The sequence below is a fragment of the Allofournierella massiliensis genome, from assembly GCF_964241245.1.
In the GTDB taxonomy this organism is placed as follows: Bacteria; Bacillota; Clostridia; order Oscillospirales; family Ruminococcaceae; genus Allofournierella; species Allofournierella massiliensis.
Window position 1 is genome coordinate 1 of record NZ_CAXSWZ010000010.1, and the last position, 19,726, is coordinate 19,726.

At 58.6% G+C, this 19,726-nt stretch carries 14 protein-coding genes; 9 read left to right on the forward strand and 5 right to left on the reverse strand.

The features are described 5' to 3' along the window. Positions 1-163: 163 nt before the first annotated feature. Positions 164-1,225: an FUSC family protein gene (locus tag ACESYO_RS06850; RefSeq protein ID WP_346672407.1), complete on the reverse strand. Its 1,062-nt coding sequence runs from the start codon at positions 1,223-1,225 to the stop codon at positions 164-166. Further along, positions 1,212-1,664, reverse strand: a complete 453-nt coding sequence (locus ACESYO_RS06855; protein ID WP_346672408.1) for a MarR family winged helix-turn-helix transcriptional regulator — start codon at positions 1,662-1,664, stop codon at positions 1,212-1,214. The genes ACESYO_RS06850 and ACESYO_RS06855 overlap by 14 nt, the downstream gene beginning before the upstream one ends. 154 nt (positions 1,665-1,818) lie before the next feature. On the opposite strand from ACESYO_RS06855, the gene catA reads away from it, so the two are divergent. Continuing rightward, entirely contained in the window at positions 1,819-2,442 is a 624-nt protein-coding gene (catA, locus tag ACESYO_RS06860) for a type A chloramphenicol O-acetyltransferase (protein ID WP_058965254.1), read from the forward strand. 6 nt (positions 2,443-2,448) lie between these two features. Then, a complete protein-coding gene (locus ACESYO_RS06865) occupies positions 2,449-2,970 on the forward strand; it encodes a P-loop NTPase family protein (RefSeq protein WP_373209675.1) in 522 nt (173 codons plus the stop codon). Positions 2,971-3,166: 196 nt separating this feature from the next. On the opposite strand, the gene nifU is transcribed toward ACESYO_RS06865, so the two are convergent. The 3 genes from nifU to ACESYO_RS06880 all read right to left on the reverse strand — a co-directional run bounded on the left by nifU (position 3,167) and on the right by ACESYO_RS06880 (position 5,401). Then, a complete protein-coding gene (gene nifU, locus ACESYO_RS06870) occupies positions 3,167-3,622 on the reverse strand; it encodes a Fe-S cluster assembly scaffold protein NifU (RefSeq protein ID WP_373209674.1) in 456 nt (151 codons plus the stop codon). Beyond that, complete coding sequence (locus ACESYO_RS06875; protein ID WP_373209673.1) at positions 3,609-4,802, reverse strand: cysteine desulfurase family protein; 1,194 nt, start codon at positions 4,800-4,802, stop codon at positions 3,609-3,611. The genes nifU and ACESYO_RS06875 overlap by 14 nt, the downstream gene beginning before the upstream one ends. 179 nt (positions 4,803-4,981) lie before the next feature. Next, positions 4,982-5,401 carry an RrF2 family transcriptional regulator gene (locus tag ACESYO_RS06880; RefSeq protein ID WP_058965250.1) on the reverse strand — a complete coding sequence of 140 codons (420 nt, stop codon included), beginning with the start codon at positions 5,399-5,401 and terminating at the stop codon, positions 4,982-4,984. A 393-nt stretch (positions 5,402-5,794) separates the two neighbouring features. On the opposite strand from ACESYO_RS06880, the gene ACESYO_RS06885 reads away from it, so the two are divergent. The 7 genes from ACESYO_RS06885 (at position 5,795) to ACESYO_RS06915 (ending at position 19,694) form a co-directional block, all read left to right on the forward strand. Further along, positions 5,795-9,799: an efflux RND transporter permease subunit gene (locus ACESYO_RS06885; protein ID WP_373209672.1), complete on the forward strand. Its 4,005-nt coding sequence runs from the start codon at positions 5,795-5,797 to the stop codon at positions 9,797-9,799. Continuing rightward, positions 9,792-10,382, forward strand: coding sequence for a TetR/AcrR family transcriptional regulator (locus tag ACESYO_RS06890; RefSeq protein ID WP_346672411.1), 591 nt, complete (start codon positions 9,792-9,794; stop codon positions 10,380-10,382). Before ACESYO_RS06885 ends, ACESYO_RS06890 begins: the two co-directional genes overlap by 8 nt. A 196-nt stretch (positions 10,383-10,578) precedes the next feature. Next, positions 10,579-11,502 (forward strand): calcium/sodium antiporter, encoded by a 924-nt coding sequence (locus ACESYO_RS06895; RefSeq protein WP_058965247.1) that lies wholly within the window; start codon positions 10,579-10,581, stop codon positions 11,500-11,502. A 200-nt stretch (positions 11,503-11,702) separates the two neighbouring features. Further along, positions 11,703-12,416 (forward strand): LytR/AlgR family response regulator transcription factor, encoded by a 714-nt coding sequence (locus tag ACESYO_RS06900; protein WP_373209671.1) that lies wholly within the window; start codon positions 11,703-11,705, stop codon positions 12,414-12,416. A gap of 2 nt (positions 12,417-12,418) precedes the next feature. Next, positions 12,419-13,756: an ATP-binding protein gene (locus ACESYO_RS06905; protein ID WP_276870368.1), complete on the forward strand. Its 1,338-nt coding sequence runs from the start codon at positions 12,419-12,421 to the stop codon at positions 13,754-13,756. 424 nt (positions 13,757-14,180) lie between these two features. Beyond that, positions 14,181-17,102: a glycoside hydrolase family 3 C-terminal domain-containing protein gene (locus ACESYO_RS06910; RefSeq protein WP_373209670.1), complete on the forward strand. Its 2,922-nt coding sequence runs from the start codon at positions 14,181-14,183 to the stop codon at positions 17,100-17,102. A gap of 192 nt (positions 17,103-17,294) precedes the next feature. Continuing rightward, the gene (locus ACESYO_RS06915) at positions 17,295-19,694 is read left to right on the forward strand and encodes a beta-glucosidase family protein (RefSeq protein WP_283128324.1); all 2,400 of its coding nucleotides are present in this window, start codon (positions 17,295-17,297) and stop codon (positions 19,692-19,694) included. Positions 19,695-19,726: the final 32 nt, after the last annotated feature.

Here is a 19,726-nt window from a genome sequence, read left to right on the forward strand (position 1 = left end):
CGGATCTCCGCAAACCAACAAGATGGAGAGGAAATCTTCTTCCTTTTTCTCTGTTCTTTTACTTTTCATGCAAAAAACCTGCTCTGGCTTGATTGTCACCGCAGGTTTTTCTACAAGCTGAACAGACCGCACAAAACAATGTGCGGTCTGTTTTTTAAACGATTCAGCCTTCCGAATTCTCTGTGCGGGGCAGAAAGCGCACTGCTACCAACCAGTGGAACAGAGCGGCAAACACCAGCCCGAAGGCGACACCCAGCACGGTATCCACAATGCGCAGCACCACCGCGCCCTGAATGCCATAGATTCCGGCGCCCAGCATCAGGGCGCCAAAGCAGTTCATGGCCGTTTTGTACCGGTAATCGGTGCAGAAGCCCAGACACAGCCCGCCCAGCAGAGAATGGAGCCCGGCGGGTGTAATGGAGTAAATCAGGAAAAAGGCCAGCGAGCCGGCCACCGCCCCCACGATGCGCTGGAAGAAACGGGGGGCTCCGTTGCCGGAATAGGGATATTCCGACAGCAGCGAAGCACAGGCAAAGCCCATCCACATGAACCGCTCCACCCCGAACACCTGCCCGGCGGTGAGCACCAGCGCCACGCCAAGGGCCATGCGCAGCTGCCACAGATGCACGATGTTGGCCAGATCGAACCGGCGCACCACATGGTGGAACCGCACGGTTTTGTGCTGATGCCGGTGCTTGCCGAACAGGATGGCACCACAGATCAGATAGCCAACCAGCGCCAGAAGCGCCCGACGGGCCAGCGCCTCGCCCACCACCGGATTGCCGGTCAGATACACATAGGCAAAGCTGTACAGCCCGCCGTTGCCCAGCTCCGGCCGCTGAGTGGTCATATAAAGCAGGACGAAAAAGGCCACGGCGTGCATCGGGATCAGCAATGGCGCGGGAACCACCGCCGCCGCACTGGGCACCACCACCAGAATGGCCAGCGCCAGTGCCAGCGTGATCAGCGAGTCACCGATGCAGTATTCAAAATTCACAAATCGGATGCCCAGCATGATGCAGAACAGCGCCACCGCCATGGGAGTGTTGTCGGAGCCGAACAGGCCGGACAACAGGCTGATGAACACGATGGCAAAGGCCACGATCAGCACCGAGCGCACGGCCATCGCCGTCCAGTACCAGGCTTTTTCCCGCCGGGTGGTGCAGGCGGCGATTTTTCGTTTCAGGATTGCCGGGTCCAGCTGCAAAGCGTCATAAAACTTCATGGTCAACGTTCTTTTCTTCCCCTTCCTCAATGTGGGCCGCCAGCCGGCCGGTGTATTCCAGAAACGCCTCGAAATCCGGCCCGGCGCTGCGCCACAGATCATAAAAGGGCTGCAAAATGCTCTCGTAGCTCTGCTTCAGTTCGGCAAGGCCCTTGTCGGTCAGATACAGCCGGTAGCTGCGCTCGTCTTCCGGCTGGCGCTCCTTGCGGATGCACTCCTTCTCCGAAAGGCTTTTCAGGCAGCGGCTCACCGCTTCCTTTTTCATGCCGCTGCCCTGGCTGAGCATCACCGGGGTATTTTGCTCAGGCCGCAGATACAGCAGGGCCAGAAGCTCACATTCGCTGGTGGTCAGCACAGAACGGCGCGGCGGCAGCAGGGCACGCATGATTTTTTGCAGCTGCTGCTGGCGGCGGGCCATATCGGTCCATTCGAGTTCCATGGAATTCCCCTTTCTCATGTAGTTAACGGTGTTAATTATATGATGTGAAGTTCACTTTGTCAAGAACGGGGCAGTGACTTTGGTTGACGAAAAGCTTCGTTTCTTTTATAATGTCTCTATTCGATATATAAGGAGGGCGCTGAGGAAACAGGCAATGACGTTTACAAAAATTGACCGCAACGCATGGCCGCGGGAGGAATATTTCAACCACTATTTCAGTCAGGTGCCCTGTACTTACAGCGGGGTGTTCAAGCTGGACATCACCCGGCTGCGGCAAAGCGGGCAGAAACTCTATCCGGCCATGCTGTATTATCTGTCCACGGTGGTGAACCGTCATCAGGAATTCCGCATGGCGCTGGACGAGGCAGGGGAGCCGGGCTATTACGATGTGGTTCACCCCTGTTACACCATCTTCCATAAGGATACCGAAACCTTTTCCAATTTGTGGACGGCCTATACCCCGGATTTTGATGCCTTCTGCGCCGCGTACGAGCGGGATATGGCGACGTATGGAAACAACCCGGGCATGATGGCCCGGCCGGATACCCCGGCCAACACCTTTCCGGTGTCCATGATTCCCTGGGCCAGCTTTGAGGGGTTTAATCTGAACCTGCAAAATGGCTACGACTACCTGCCGCCCATCTTCACCATGGGGCGCTTTTATGAGGAAAACGGCCGGGTACTGCTGCCGCTGGCGGTGCAGGTGCACCACGCGGTATGCGACGGCTTTCATCTGTGCCGTCTGGTGAACGAGCTGCAGGATCTTTTAAACGGGTGATCGGCTATGGAACGTGTGATCGTGATCGGCTGCCCCGGCGCGGGCAAGAGCACCTTTGCCCGGGCGCTGCATCAGGCGACCGACCTGCCGCTTTTCTATCTGGATCAGATCTGGCACCGGCCGGACAAAAGCACCCTGTCGGAAGAGAAATTTGATGCGGCACTGGCGAATATTTTAAAGCAGCCCCGCTGGATCATCGACGGCAATTACCTGCGCACCATGGAAATGCGGCTGGAACGGTGCGATACGGTGTTCCTGCTGGATTATCCGCTGGAGCTATGTCTGGAAGGGGCGGCGGCCCGCATCGGTACGGCCCGGGAGGATATGCCCTGGATCGAAACCGAATTTGATCCGGAGTTCCGCCAATGGATTGAGGACTTTCCCAAGATTCAGCTGCCCCGGGTGTATGAGCTGCTGGATTCTTTCCGGCAACAGGCGGACTGTATTGTCTTTCGTTCCCGGCAGCAGGCGGATGACTGGCTGCGGGAATGGAAGAAGAAAAGGGAAAACGAAAACAATCCTGCATAAGTTCAGGTGGTGGAGCGATACACTGCCGGAGGAGTCTGCCGGGAATGGTGCGGCGCTGCACCAGAGCAGCAAAGAATTTTCAGGATACAACACAAAGGACCGGCTCGCCTCGTTAAGGGGGCGGCCGGTCCTTTGTTGCAAAATGCAGATTGGAGGATGTTATGAAATAAGAGGAAAAATCGAAAAAGAGAATGCCTTACTCCTCGTTGTGGCCATTACCGTGATCATGGCTGTGACAGCCGCCGCAGCAGCCGTTGCAGGAGGGGATGTCGTCGGTGGGCAGGCCGTTGCGGGTGCGGTAGTCGGCAATAGCCGCCTGCACTGCTTCCTCGGCCAGCACCGAACAGTGGATCTTGTGCGGGGGCAGGCCATCCAGCGCCTCGGTGACTGCCTTGTTGGTCAGCTTCAGCGCCTCGTCCACCGGCTTGCCCTTGATCATCTCGGTGGCCATGCTGCTGGAAGCAATGGCGCTGCCGCAGCCGAAGGTGTTGAATTTCACGTCGGTGATGATGTCGTTGTCGATCTTCAGGTAGATCTTCATGATGTCGCCACATTTGGCGTTGCCCACCTCGCCCACGCCGTCGGCGTCGTCGATGGTGCCCAGATTGCGGGGATTGAGAAAATGGTCCATGACCTTATCACTGTATAACATAGTTCTTGATTCCTTTCTGAAGATCGTTCCAAACGGGGGAGATCGAGCGCAGGTAGGCCACCACATCGGTTACGGCCTGAATGATGTGCTCCATCTCCTCGGGGGTGTTTTCATGGCTCAGGGTCAGGCGCAGCGAGCCATGGGCCACCTCGTGGGGCAGACCAATGGCCAGCAGTACATGGCTGGGATCCAGCGAACCGGAGGTGCAGGCGGAACCGGAGGAAGCACCCACACCCTTCTGATCCAGCAGAAGCAGCAGCGATTCGCCTTCAATGCCCTCAAAGCAGAAGCTGGCGCAGCCGGGCAGCCGGTGCTCCCGGTCGCCGGTGAGGGTGGAGTGGGGAATGGCGGAAAGCCCTTTGATCAGCTGATCCCGCAGGGCGGAGACCTTCGCGGTGTTGGCATCCATTTCCCGCACCGCATCCTGCAAGGCGGCGGCCATGCCGGCGATGGCGGGCAGATCCTCGGTGCCGGCCCGCTTGCCCCGCTCCTGTGCGCCGCCCTCGATCAGGCTGGTCAGCGCCACACCCTTGCGGGCATACAGAGCGCCCACGCCCTTGGGGCCGTGGAACTTGTGGGCGGAGAGGCTGAGCATGTCGATGTTGTCCGCCTGCACGTCAATGGGCAGATGACCAACCGCCTGCACCGCGTCGGTGTGGAAGAGTACGCCCTGCTCCCGGCAGATGGCGCCGATGGACCGGATGGGCTGGATGGTGCCGATCTCGTTGTTGGCGTACATCACACTTACCAGAACCGTGTCCGGTCGAATGGCGGCCTTTACATCCTCGGGGCGGACGATGCCGTTTTCGTAAACGTCCAGATAGGTCACCTCAAAGCCCTGTTTTTCCAGTTTCTTCAAGGTGTGCAGCACCGCGTGATGCTCAAATTTGGTGGAGATGATATGCTTTTTGCCCTTGCGCTGGCCAATGGCTGCTGCGGAGAGCAGGGCCTGATTGTCGGCCTCGCTGCCGCCGCCGGTGAAGATGATCTCCCGGGGCTCGCAGTTCAGAATCTTTGCGATGGTCTGGCGGCTTTCGGTCAGCTGCACCGCGGCCAGCTGGCCGGGAGTGTGCAGGCTGGAGGGGTTTGCGTAATTGTTTTCGATCACGCCGAGCATGACCTCGGCGGCATGGCGGCTCATCTTCGTAGTGGCCGCATTATCGGCATAGATATAGCCCATTTGTATTCCTCCTGAATCAAACTGCCGGATGCCCGGCAGGAAACGCTGTGGCAGGGTGGGAAGTTAATTCCCATCGTTGCAATAGGATAATAACACGCAAAACCCAGAAAGTCAATAGGAAAATGAAAAATAAAAAAATTGCACAGCCGGAAAAGGCTGTGCAGGTGCTCCGCAGAGGTTCAAACAGGGGGCAGCGTGCCGTCCAGCATATCCTGAAGGGTCACGCTTTGCAGAAAGTTTTCCACCAGGTGATCCAGCCGCTGCCACAGGGGCAGGGTGGCACACTGGTTGGCCCGGGGGCAGTCGCCATCGGAGCATTCCCGGCAGTTCACCGGGGCAAGCCCGCCCTCTGCGGCCTTCAGAATCTCGCCCACAGTGTATTCCGAGGGAGCATTGGCCAGCCGGTAGCCGCCGGCCTTGCCGCGCCGGCTTTCCAGAAAACCGGCCTTGTTCAACAGCGCTACAATGGCTTCCAGATACTTCATCGAGATGCCCTGCCGTTCGGCCACGCCGCCCAGAGCAACGTATTCTTCCGGCGGGTTTTGCGCCAGATCCATCATAACGCGCAGAGCATAGCGCCCTTTGGTGGAGATCATCATAAACACAACACCTCATCACAGTTCCCGTGCGGCCCGTCCGCAGGCCGCGCACACACTTCAACATGGATATTGTCTGATATTTCCCCACAAAAATCAAGGGGTTACAAACAAAACGGTGATTCGTATGAATTGCGCTGCCGCTACGGATAAAATTTGTGCAAATATCTCAGGAAAACGGCGCGTCTGCTGCATGCAAAAGCAAGTTTATGCAGTGAGTGCCATCGAACCGGCGCAGCAGCGCCGGGCAAAAAATTTTTTGCTGCCGTCTTGTACAGGGCACATGGCGGGTGTATACTGTACAGGTAAACCGACCGACCGGTCGGTCGGATTTCGGGCGCTGTGTATTTTTACACGGCATCTTCATTTTACACAATTCCCAAGGAGAATGCAGCTATGTCCAAATATTGCGTGAAAAAGCCGTTCACCGTGGTGGTGGCGGTGATCATGGTGATTGTGCTGGGCGTGATTAGCTTCACCAGCATGACCACGGATCTTCTGCCCGCCATGGAACTGCCCTATGTGATGGTGGTTACCAGCTACCCGGGCGCCAGCCCGGAGCGTGTGGAGGCGGCGGTGACTGCGCCGCTGGAGGCGGGGCTGGGTACTGTGAGCGGTGTGAAAAACGTGACCAGCACTTCCAGCGAGAATGTGAGCATGGTGGCTCTGGAATTTGAGCAGGACACCAATATGGACAGCGCCATGGTGGCTCTGTCCACTGCGCTGGATCAGATCAAGGGCGCTTTGCCGGATACGGCGCAGAACCCCATGCTGATGCAGCTTTCGCCGGACATGCTGCCGGTGATGATCGCCAGTGTGGACATGGAAGGCATGGACATCTACGATCTTACCGAGTTTGTGGATTCGGACGTGATCCCCGGCTTTGAACGGCTGGATGGTGTGGCCAGTGTGAGCGGCACCGGTATGGTGGAGCAGACTCTGCAGGTGACCCTGAGCCAGGAAAAGATCGATGAGGTGAACACCCGGGTGCTGGCCAGCGTGGACGATAAGCTGGCGGATGCCAAGCAGGAGCTGGATGACGCCCGCAAGAAGGTGGAGGACGGCCGGGCCGAGCTGGAAAGCGGCAAGACTGCGCTGGAGGACAAGCAGGCCGAGACCGCCGACCAGCTGGCAGAGGGCAGCGCTCAGCTGGATTCCGCCATCGCCCAGGCGCAGGCTCTGGCCAGCCAGGAAGCGGCGCTTACCGCCAGCAAAACTGCGCTGGAAACGGAGAAAAAGGGATATGAGGACGGCGCGAAGCAGATTGCGGACGGCCTTGCCCAGATGGATGCGGGCCTTGCTCAGATGGACGACGGCATTGCCCGGATTGATGCCGCGGTGGCAGGCATTGACCAGATGCTGGCCATGGGCCTGCCGGAGGATACCGCGCTGAGCGATCTGATGGCCATGCTGCCCACGCAGGAATTGAAGGACGCGGTGCAGGCGCTGATGGATCAGGGCATGACTACGCTGGAGGATCTGACGGTCGGCAGGGAGCAGATGGTTGCCCAGAAGGATCAGCTGACCACTCAGCGGGCCGAGCTGGCCGCCCAGCGGGATGCGCTGGCTGCCCAGCAGACCCAGCTGCAGCAGAAGATGGATGAGCGCCTGCCTCAGATTGAGACCGAGCTGGCCAATCTGGAAACCGAGCTGATGGCGGCCAAAATGATGAAGGAGGCCGCCCAGGAAGGGCTGGAAAAGGCGCAGGAGGCCTATAAACAGCTGGAAAGCGGCAAACTCAGCGCAGCGGCAGGATTCGGCAGCGGTCAGGCTCAGCTGGCGGCAGCGGAGCAGTCGCTGACTCAGGCTGAGGAGCAGATGGAGCAGGCCCAGGAGCAGTTTGAGGATGCGCGTCAGCAGGCCATGGAGCAGGCGGATCTTTCCACTCTGCTCACCAAGGACATGGTAAGCGGTCTGGTTATGGCGCAGAACTTCTCCATGCCTGCGGGCTATATTAAGGAAGGGGATGACTCCTATATCCTGCGGGTGGGCGACGCCTTCTCGGATCAGGAGAGTGTGGAGAACGCCCTGTTGATGCACATCGACGGTGTGGGCGACATTCGCCTGAAGGATGTGGCGGATATTGCCATGACCGACAACAGCGCCGAGAGCTATGCCCGGGTGAACGGAAACAGTGCAGTGGTGCTGACCATCCAGAAGGGCTCCACCGCCTCCACCAGCGAGGTATCCAAGGAGGCCAACCGGGCCATTGAACAGCTGCAGGAGAAATATCCCGGCCTGCGCATCACCCCGCTGATGGATCAGGGCGATTACATTCAGATGACGGTGAGCAGCGTGCTGTCCAACCTGGCGTGGGGCGGTGTGCTGGCGGTCATCGTGCTGGCCATCTTCCTGAAGGACTTCAAGCCCACACTGGTGGTGGCACTGAGTATTCCCATCAGCCTGATGTTCGCGGTGGTGCTTATGTATTTCTCTGGCGTCACCCTGAACATGATCTCTCTCAGCGGTCTGGCACTGGGCGTGGGTATGCTGGTGGATAACTCCATCGTGGTGATCGAAAACATCTATCGCATGCGCAGCGAAGGCACTCCGGCCGCAAAGGCAGCGGTGCGGGGCGCCAGGGAGGTGGCGGGCGCCATCGCGGCTTCCACCCTTACTACCATCTGCGTGTTCCTGCCCATCGTGTTTACCGAGGGCATTACCCGCCAGCTGTTTACCGATATGGGCCTGACCATCGCCTATTCGCTGGTGGCCAGCCTGCTGGTGGCCCTTACGCTGGTGCCTGCCCTCAGCAGCACGCTGCTCAAAACCGCCAGCGAAAAGCGCCACCCCTGGTTCGAGAGCATGGTAAACGGCTATGCCCGTGCGCTGCGGTTCTGTCTGCGTCACAAGGCGCTGCCGCTTGGCCTGGCAGCTGTGCTGCTGGGTGTGGCAGTGTGGCAGACCGCCCGCATGGGTATGGAGTTCATGGCCACCATGGGCGGCAATCAGGTAAGCGCCACCCTGACCCTGCCGCAGGGTACCAAACGGCAGGATGCCTGTGAAATGGCCGATCAGGCCATGGAAACCATGCTTCAGGTTCCCGGTGTGGAGACCGTGGGCGCCATGGACGGCGGCAGCACCGCAAGCATGCTGGGAATGGGCGGTTCCAGCTCCAGCACGGTGGAGAGCATGAGCTTCTACCTGCTGCTCAGCGAGGAGGCCGCGAAGGACAGCCAGGCTCTGGCGGACCAGATGGCCAGAGATGTGCAGGAGCAGCTGCCCGGCTGTGAGCTGGCGGTATCCACCTCCAACATGGACATGTCGGTTCTGGGCGGCAGCGGCATGGAGATCGTGATTCAGGGCCGTGATCTGGACACCCTGCAGGCCATCAGTCAGGATATGATGGACCTGCTGGGCCAGGTGGAAGGCTTTACCGAAATCAGCAACGGGCAGGAGGACGGCGCACCTCAGATCCGGGTGACCGTGGACAAGGACAAGGCCATGCAGTACGGCCTGACCGTGGCTCAGATTTACAGTGATCTGTCCGCTGCGCTCACCACCGAGACCACTTCCACCACCCTCACCGTGGGGCAGGATGACTACGATGTGGTGATTGTGGACGAACGGGATGCCCTGACCAGAGAAAATCTGCTGGATTATCCCTTCACCGTACAGGTGCAGGGAGAGAACGGCGAGACCGAGGAGGAGACGCACACTCTGGGCGAATTTGCCACGGTGCAGACCGATGCCAGCCTTTCCTCCATCAGCCGAGACAACCAGCAGCGGTATATGACCGTGACCGCGGCGACCGAAGAGGGCTACAACACCACCCTGCTCAGCCGCCAGGTGGAGCAGCTGCTGGCGGATTATCAGGCCCCGGAGGGCTATACCATCCAGATCAGCGGTGAGGTGGAGACCATCCAGAACGCCATGGTGGATCTGGTGAAGATGATCGCACTGGCGCTGGTATTTATCTATCTGATCATGGTGGCCCAGTTCCAGAGCCTGCTCAGCCCCTTCATTGTTATGTTCACCATTCCGCTGGCCTTCACCGGCGGCCTGCTGGCGCTGTGGATCAGTGGGCAGCAGCTTTCAGTGATCTCGATGCTGGGCTTTTTGATTCTGGCAGGCGTGGTGGTAAACAACGGCATCGTGTTTGTGGACTACGCCAACCAGCTGCGGCTGGCCGGCATGGAAAAGCGGGACGCACTGGTGCTTACCGGCCGTCGGCGCATTCGTCCCATTCTGATGACGGCCCTCACCACCATTCTGGCCATGAGCACCATGGTGTTCTCGCAGGATCTGGGGGCGGAAATGAGCCGCGCCATGGCCATTGTGACCATTGGCGGTCTGGCCTATGCCACCCTGCTTACTCTGTTTGTGGTTCCGGTGCTGTATGATATGCTGTTCCGCAAGGAACTGAAAAAGGTAGACCTTGGGGAGGATGACGATGAGTGAACAGACGAAGGAAAAGATCTTTCAGGGCGTTTTGAGTCTGGCGCAGCAGGGCGTGCCGCTGTATGAGGTGAAGGTGCAGGCCATCGCCACCGCTGCGGGTCTGGGCAAGGGAACGCTGTATGAATATTTTTCCTCCAAGGAGGAGATACTGGCAGCGACCATGCTCTGGTGCATGGAGCGGGAGCTGGGTGCGCTTGAGGAGCAGCTGGATGCGGGAACATCCTTTGAAAGCAAGCTGGAAAACGCACAAACCTTTGTGGTGAAGATGCTGCTGGAACGGGGCAGCAGCTACCGGGTGATTGCCGCCGCACTCACCGCGCCGCGGGGAAGCAGCGAGCTGCCCCAGCAGGCCCGCCGCCCGCTGGAGCAGTGCAAACAGCGTCTGCTTGGGCTGATTCAGTGCATGATCGATACCGGCCGCAGCGAGGGCAGAATCGGGCCCTCCTGCAGCGACGAATACTGCCATTATGTGATGAAGGCAGCGATGCTCAGTGTCTGTGCGGTCCAGAGCTGCGAGGGAGAAGCGGGTCTGAATCGAAGCGCGGCACATGTGCGGGCCATGATCTGCAAGGCGCTGGCCTGACGGCTGTGCAGGACATCGAAAAACGGACGGATTTTCCGCCTGTTTCCGGCGGTCTTGCGTGTAGCAATTTGAAACAAAGGGCGGCAATACGATTGACAACAGGGGAAGAGAGCTCGTATCATGATAAGCGGTTCGTGTCGTTTTGGCACAGTTTTGTTCCGTTTTGTGGAGAATTTAAAGTGAAAGAGGAAAGCGTATGTTAGTCAATGTTGTGATCCTGCTGGTGGGCTTTGCCCTGCTGGTCAAAGGCGCAGATGCCTTTGTGGATGGCTCTTCCGGCATCGCCCGCCTGCTGCGGGTACCCTCGGTGGTGATCGGTCTGACCATTGTGGCCATGGGCACCAGCCTGCCGGAGGCGTCGGTAAGCATCACTGCCGGTCTGGCCGGCAGCAACGGCCTGAGCCTGGGCAACGTAATCGGTTCCAACCTGTTCAACCTGCTGGTGGTGGCCGGCGGCTGTGCGCTGATTCTGGCCTTCGGCATTGAGCGGCAGCTGATCGTGCGGGACTTCCCGGTCTGCGTGGGTGCGTCTGCGCTGCTGGTGCTCTTTTTGCTGGACGGTGTGCTCCAGCGTTGGGAGGGCCTTGTGCTGTTGGCCTGCATGGTGCTGTACATGATCTGGACCGTGCGTGCAGCCATGAACGAGCGCACCGAAGAGGACGCGGAGGACAAGCCCTCGGTGGCCAAATGTATCCTGTTTGTGGTGGTGGGCATTGTGGCCATCATCTGGGGCGGTGACCTGGTGGTGGACAGCGCCAGCGCCATTGCAGCGGCTCTGGGCCTGAGCGAGACCCTGATCGGTTTGACCATTGTGGCGGTGGGCACCAGCCTGCCGGAGCTGGCCACCAGCATCGTGGCCGCCCGCAAGGGCGAAAGCGGCCTGGCCCTGGGCAACGCCATCGGCTCCAGCACCTTCAACATCCTGTTCATTCTGGGCGCGTCCAGCGCGCTGACTCCCATTGAAAGCTCTGCCGAAGTATTTTCCGACGCGGTGGTGCTGCTGGTGGTCACCGCGATCATGTGCCTGTGGTGCTGGCTGAAGGGCCGGATGAGCCGGCTCATGGGCGGCGTGGGTATTCTGGTTTATGTGGGCTACATTGTCTATGTGGTTCTGCGCTGAGAAAGGATAAAATCAGACGAAAAGGCACGGCGGGCCGAAGCAGGGCTGCCGTGTCTTTTTTGTTTCCGGCGGGCCGTGAAACGGGGCAATGCCGGGTACACTTGCCAAATCCGGGGGGATTCCATTATAATAAGCAATAAAATAACAAGTGCAGAACCCAATATACTTGCGGAAATCAAAATGGAAAGGACGGCACAAGGATGATGATCAGCGTTGCGATCGTGGAGGATGAGGCGGCCTATGCAGAGCAGCTGCGGGAGTTTCTGGTGCGCTATTCCCAGGAGAGCGGGCACGAATTTGAAATCAGCATCTTTTCCGATGGGGATGAGATCGTGGAAGGCTACAAGGCCCAGTACGATCTGATTCTTCTGGATGTGGAAATGAAATTTATGGACGGCATGACCGCCGCCGAGGAGATTCGCCGGGTGGATCCGGAGGTGGTGATCATCTTCATCACCAACATGGCGCAGTATGCCATTCGGGGCTACGCGGTGGATGCCATGGACTATGTGCTCAAGCCGGTGAGCTATTTTGCCTTTTCCCAGCGTTTGAGCCGGGCCATCCAGCGGATGAAAAAACGGGCCCGTCGTTATATGACCATCTCTATCAAGGGCGGCGCCCAGAAGCTGGACATTGACAAAATCTATTATGTGGAGAGCCAGGGTCACAACCTGATCTTCCACACCGAGCAGGGTGACCATGTGACCAGCGGTACCATGAAGGATGTGGAGGAAAAGCTGGAATCGCTGAACTTCTTCCGCTGCAACAAGGGCTACCTTGTGAATCTGGAGCATGTGGACGGCGTACAGGGCGGCTGTGCCATTGTGGGCGGCAAGAAGCTGCTGATCAGCCGCGGCCGAAAAAATGATTTCATGGAAGCACTGGCCAATTATGTGGGCGAGGTGATCAAGTGAACATGCCGTTTCCCGACATACCCCGCCTTTATACCGCCATTGCCGAATGGCTGGCCTGTATGGTCTATATTGCCCAGCTGCCCCTGCGCATCCGGGGCTGGAAGCTGGCGGGGGTAAGCGTAGGCATGCTGGTGGTTCAGTGTGTGTTCCTTTTGGTCACCGGTGATGCGCCGCTGTTTTTGTGGATTCCCTGTATGATTGCGGCAATCGGTTTGATGCTGGTATTGTTCTGCGTCTGCTGCAACCTGCCGGTGCTGGATGCCTGTTATCACTGTATGCGTGCGTTTCTGCTGGCGGAATTTGCTGCGGCGCTGGAGTGGCAGCTGTATTTTTATACCCTGTTCCGGCTGGGCTGGTACAGCAAGCTCTGGGATGTGCTGTGCCTGATTGTGATCTACTCTGCGGTGTTCAGTTTTATTTATCTGCTGGAGTATCGCCGCAGGGATTCCAACCGATATTTTAAAGTTACGCTGCGGGAGACAGGCAGCGCGGTTGCGATTGGTCTTGCTGTTTTCCTTATGAGCAATCTGAGCTATGCGTACAGCAACACGCCCTTCAGTAGCGGGTTTGTGACCGATATCTTCAATACCCGCACACTGGTGGATCTGGGTGGTCTGGCCATTTTGTATGCCTATCATGTGCAGCGGGGCGAGCTTCACATGCGCTACGAGCTGGATTCCATCCAGAACGTGCTGCAGAATCAGTATGCCCAGTACCGCCAGTCCCGCGAGAGCATCGATGTGATCAACCGCAAGTATCACGATCTGAAGCATCAGATTGCGGCGCTGCGGGCCGAGAGCGATCCGGATCGTCGGGCCGCCTGGCTGGATGAGATGGAAGAGGACATTAAAACCTACGAAGCGCAGAACAAAACCGGAAACCCGGTGCTGGACACCGTGCTCACCAGCAAAAGCCTTTACTGCCAGAAGCACGGCATCACCCTCACCTGTGTGGCGGACGGTACCCGCCTGGGCTTTATGAGCGTGATGGACATCTGTACCATCTTCGGCAATGCGCTGGACAATGCCATCGAGTGTGAGCTGCGCATCGCCGACAAATCCAAGCGGCTGATTCATGTGACGGTGGCGGTGCAGAAGGGCTTTTTGCTTCTGCGGTTCGAAAATTACTATGAGGGAACGCTGGAGTTTGAGGGTGGCCTGCCCGTAACCACCAAAAAGGACAAGGCATACCATGGCTTCGGCATCAAGAGCATCCGTTATACCGCGGCGAAATACGGCGGCAGTGTAACGGTGAAAGCAAAAGACAACTGGTTCGAGATGAAGGTGCTGTTTCCGCTGCCCAAAAACGGAGCGGAGGACACCGAACAAACCAGTCAATAATGACAGGAAAGCCCGCGCATTTTTCACAGTTCAGTGGAAATGCGCGGGCTGTTTTTGTGGGAAGCAACAAAAAATGAAATGATTTTGTAACTTGCCAAGAGCTCTTGGTGAATCTGCTGAAAATTCGCGGGAATGTTTTGTGCGGAATGAATAAATTGAATTTCCATTCATGCGCAAAAGATGCGATTTGTGAAGATGCTATGAAATATGAAATAAAAATGTGTTAAAATGCAGGCAGAAAAACGGGGGAGACCGGAAACAAGGTCTGTCTTGTAAAACATCTGGCGGTGCGGCGGGCCGCTGCGGGGCAGATAGGGAATGTTCCGTAACCGGCGCATCGGAAAGGAAGGTGGCTGCGCGCACAGTGAAAAGCCTCTTGCGGAGGCGAGTACGCAAGCATTTACATTTTTAAGGAGGAAACGAAATGCTGTCTATCAATATTGAAGACGTCATCAAAGTTCTCAATTCCATGAAGCCTCAGCTGATTGGCTTTGGTGTCGTTCTGGTGCTGGCGATCGTTGCCATGATCGCCTGCATGAAATTGCCGAAGGCAAAGAAATACATGATCCGTTGCCAGGCCGGTCTGGCCATCCTGCTGGCCCTGGTAATTACTGTTAACCTGATCTGCTTTGGCCCCATGAACACCATGATCTCTCTGGCCACCGGCAGCGGCTCCATCAGTGAGGAGACCAGCGCCGAAGCCACCGATCTGGTTGAGGACATTGCGGACGAGGGCATCGTTCTGCTGAAGAACGAGGGCAGCACCCTGCCCCTGACCGCCGGCAACCTGAACGTGTTTGGCTGGGCTTCCACCAATCCCGTTTACGGCGGTACCGGTTCCGGCGCTCTGAACGACGCCTACCACACCGTTACCCTGCTGGAAGGCCTGGAGAACGCCGGCTTCACCCTGAACACCGAGCTGAGCGATTTCTACACCGCTTACCGTGCAGACCGTCCCACCATTGCCATGGGCACTCAGGACTGGACTCTGCCCGAGCCTCCGGCTTCCACCTACACCGATGAGATGATGGCCAACGCCAAGGCCTTCTCCGACACCGCTCTGGTTGTGATCGGCCGTTCCGGCGGTGAGGGCGCTGACCTGCCCACCGATATGGCCGCTGTGATCGACGGCAGCTGGCAGGATGGCACCACCTCCTACGCCGGCAGCTACACCAACAACTCCACCGAGTATGCCGACTTTGAGCAGGGCCAGCACTATCTGGAACTGAGCAAGACCGAGCGCGACATGCTGGATCTGGTTTGCTCCAACTTCGAGAACGTAATCGTGGTTTACAACGGCGCCAACACCATGGAGCTGGGCTTCGTGGATGAGTATGCTCAGATCAAGAGCGTGCTGTGGTGCCCCGGCACCGGTCAGTCCGGCTTCAACGCTCTGGGCAGCATCCTGGCCGGCACCGTGAACCCCTCCGGTAAGACCGCCGACACCTTCGTGTACGATCTGACCGCTACTCCCACCTGGAACAACTTCCACGCATTCAGCTACACCAACGCCGACGAGTTCGCCGCCGCTGGCTTCATGATCAAGTCCACCACTCCTCGTTTCATCAACTACAACGAGAGCATCTACGTGGGCTACCGCTTCTACGAGACTGCCGCCGCTGAGGGCGTGATCGACTACGCCACCACCGTGCAGTATCCCTTCGGCTACGGCCTGAGCTACACCAGCTTCAGCCAGACCATGAGCGACCTGACCGTGGACGGTGAGGGCAACATCAGCCTGGATGTAACCGTGACCAACACCGGCAGCGTGGCCGGCAAGGATGTGGTTGAGGTTTACTACAATCCTCCCTACACCAATGGCGGCATTGAGAAATCCACCGCCAACCTGATCGCTTTCGACAAGACCGAGATGCTGGAGCCCGGCGCTTCCGAGACCATCACCATCACCTTCAAGGCTGAGGATATGGCTTCCTACGACGCCGACGTGAACAAGGCTTATGTGCTGGAGGCTGGCGATTACATCATCAGCATCAACAGCGATTCTCACACTGTGATCGATTCCCGTACTTACAACGTACCCTCTACCATCGTTTACGGTGAGGGCAATGCCCGCAGCACCGATGCGACCGTTGCCACCAACCAGTTCGACTTCGCTGACGGCGGCGTGACCTACCTGTCCCGTGTGGACGGCTTCGCCAACTACGCCGAGGCTACCGCTGCTCCCGCCAGCTACGAGATGAGCGATGAGCTGAAGGCTTCCTTCATCAACAACGGCAACTACGATCCCAACGAGTACAACAATGCCGACGACGTGATGCCCACCACCGGTGCCTCCAATGGCCTGCAGCTGGTTGACATGCGCGGCGTTGACTACGACGACGCTCAGTGGGATACCTTCCTGGATCAGCTGACCATCAATGATATGGACACCCTGATCGCTCTGGGCGGCTACCAGACCGCTGCGGTTCCCAGCATCGGCAAGGTTCAGACCTATGACTGCGACGGCCCCGCTTCCATCAACAACAACTTCACCGGCGTGGGCAGTGTAGGCTTCCCCAGCGCTGTGATGATCGCTTCCACCTGGAACCAGGATCTGGCCAGCGAGTTCGGCCGCAGCATCGGCAAGATGGCTGACGAGATGAACACCACCGGCTGGTACGCTCCTGCCATGAACAATCATCGTTCCGCTTTCGCCGGCCGTAACTTCGAGTACTACTCTGAGGACGGCGTGCTGAGCGGCAAGATGGCTGCCAAGGCCATCCAGGGCGCCGAGGAGTTCGGCGTGTACGCTTACATGAAGCACTTCGCGCTGAACGACCAGGAAGCCAACCGCTGCGATATGCTGTGCACCTGGGCTGACGAGCAGTCCATCCGTGAGATCTACCTGAAGCCCTTCGAGATTTCTGTGAAGGAAGGCGGCTGCGACGCTGTTATGTCCTCCTTCAACTACATCGGCCACAAGTGGGCCGGCGCCTGCGACGAGCTGCTGAACAAGGTTCTGCGCGACGAATGGGGCTTTGTGGGCATGGTTCTGACCGACTACTTCGGCGTATACGGCTACATGGATGCTGATCAGGCGATCCGCAACGGCACCGACTTCTGCCTGGTGAACTACGATACCGCCACCAACCATGTGACCGATACCACCAGCGCCACCGGCGTTCAGGCCATGCGTCAGGCTTCCAAGAACATCCTGTACACCGTGGTGAACAGCCGCGCTTATGCGGAAGAGAACCTGAACATGGGCATGCCCACCTGGCAGATTGTTGCCATCGCTGCCGACGTGGTTCTGGCCGCTGTGCTGATCGTTCTGGAAGTGCGCACCATCAAGGGCTACGGCCGCCGCAAGGCTGCTGTGCAGGTGGAAGGCAAGGAAGAGGCGTAACAACCTCGGCTCCCTGCGCGCAACCGGTAACTGAATCGACCTGAAAATCGGGGCTCCCGTGTGAAGCTCACGCGGGGGCCCCGACCCCTGGGCCGGCTCCCAGAGGAGGGGTTTGAAAAGCCCTTTTGTGGGAACCGGCCAATGGATCAACACGCCCAAGGGGGGCGTAAATAGCAAAGGAGTTATGAGCCCATGAAGTATAAGGAATTGATCGATCAGATGACTCTGGAGGAGAAGTGCAGCCTGCTGTCCGGCCGTGACGTGTGGACCACCCGCCCCATTGAGCGCCTGGGCATCCCCAGCATTTTCCTGTCCGACGGGCCCACCGGTGTTCGGAAGCAGATGGGCGCGGGCGATCACCTGGGCCTGAATGCCAGCGTGCCCGCAACCTGCCTGCCTACCGCTGCCACCATGGCCAACAGCTGGAATCCCGAGCTGAGCCAGCAGGTGGGCCGCCTGGTGGGCGAGGAAGCTGCCAGCCTGGACGTGAACGTGCTGCTGGGCCCCGGCCTGAACATCAAGCGCAGCCCGCTGTGCGGCCGTAACTTCGAGTATTTTTCGGAAGATCCCTATCTGTCCGGCAAAATGGCAGCTGCCTTTGTGCGCGGCGTGCAGGAAAACGGCATTTCCGCCTGCCCCAAGCATTTTGCCGCCAACAGCCAGGAGCTGCGCCGCATGGCCAACGACAGCGTGATGGACGAGCGAACCTTCCGCGAGATCTACCTCACCGGCTTTGAAATTGCCGTGAAGGAAGGTCAGCCCAAGACCATCATGAGCGCCTACAACAAGATCAACGGCGTTTATGCCAACGAGAGCAAGCACCTCTTGCAGGATGTTCTGGTGGATGACTGGGGCTATCAGGGTGCAGTGGTCACCGACTGGGGCGGCTCCAACGACCATGTGGAGGGCGTCCGTGTGGGCAGCCATCTGGAAATGCCCGGCACCGGCGGCGACAGCGACCGGGAGCTGGTGGCAGCGGTCAAGGAAGGCCGTCTGAGCATGGATCTGCTGGATCAGCGTGTGGATGAATTCCTGCGTCTGGTGTTCTCCACCATCAACGCGCCTGCCGCCGGCAAGGAGTTCGACAAGGAAGGCCATCATCAGCTGGCTGCCCATGCCGCTGAGGAAACGGTTGTGCTGCTGAAGAACGAGGACGACATCCTGCCTCTGGCCGAGGGCACCAAGGTGGCTGTGATCGGCGAATTCGCCCAGAAGCCCCGTTATCAGGGCGCCGGTTCCAGCCTGGTGAACCCCACCAAGCTGGATACCGCCAATGAACTGCTGGCAGGCATGCCGCTGCAGTCCGTGGGCTATGCGCAGGGCTATCAGCGCAACAACAAGCACGACGACGCCCTGAAGATGGAGGCCGTTGAACTGGCCAAGAAGGCCGACGTGGTTCTGCTGTATGTGGGCCTGCCCGAGATCAGCGAGACTGAGGGCCTGGACCGGGATCACATGCGGATGCCGGAAAATCAGGTGGAGCTGCTGGAAGCTGTTGCCGAGGTGAATCCCAATCTGGTGGTGGTTCTGGCCGCGGGCAGCCCGGTGGAGATGCCCTGGCTGGATCGCTGCAAGGCTCTGGTTCACGGCTATCTGGGCGGCCAGGCCGGTGCAGGTGCCGTACTTCGGGTGATCACCGGTCAGGTGAACCCCAGCGCCAAGCTGGCTGAGAGCTACCCCATGACCTGTGAGGAGAATCCCTCCAGCCCCTACTACCCGGGCCTGGAGCGCACCAGTGAATACCGCGAGGGCCTGTATGTGGGCTACCGCTATTACGAGACCGCCGGCGTGCCGGTGCGTTTCCCCTTCGGCTTCGGCCTTTCCTACACCACCTTCGCTTACAGTGACCTGAAGGTGAGCGAGAAGGAGGTAACCTTCACCCTGACCAATACCGGCAAGCGGGACGGCGCCGAGGTGGCTCAGCTGTATGTGGGCTGCAAGGACGGCAAGGTGTTCCGCCCGGCCAAGGAGCTGAAGGGCTTCGCCAAGGTGTTCCTGAAGGCAGGCGAAAGCAAGACCGTTACCATCGAGCTGGACGACAAGGCCTTCCGTTACTTCGACGTCAAGACCGATTCCTGGCAGGTGGAGGGCGGCGTTTACCAGCTGATGGTGGGCGCCAGCGTGGCCGACATCCGTCTGGAGGGTGAGGTCACCGTGCAGGGTACCGGCGCTGCCTGCCCCTACGATCCCGCTCAGCTGGAATGCTACTACACCGGCAAGATTACGCAGGTGTCCGACGCTCAGTTCGAGGCTCTGCTGGACCATCCCATTCCCGAATCCGGCTGGGATGCCAGCGGTCTGCTGGGCATGAACGATGCCATCTGCCAGATGTATTACGCCAAGAATCCGCTGGCCCGTCTGGTCTACAAGATCCTGACCAGCCTGAAAGACAAGAGCATCGCCAAGGGTGAGCCGGATCTGAACATCCTGTTCATCTACAACATGCCCTTCCGCGGCATTGCCAAGATGACCGGCGGCGCGGTGACCATGGATATGGCCCGCTGCATGGTGACCATGGTGAACGGCCACTTCTTCAAGGGTCTGGGCGGTCTGATCAAGGCGTTTTTCGCCGGCCGCAAGGCACAGAAGTAAAAGAAAAAGCAGAACCAGTGTGTGACGCCTGA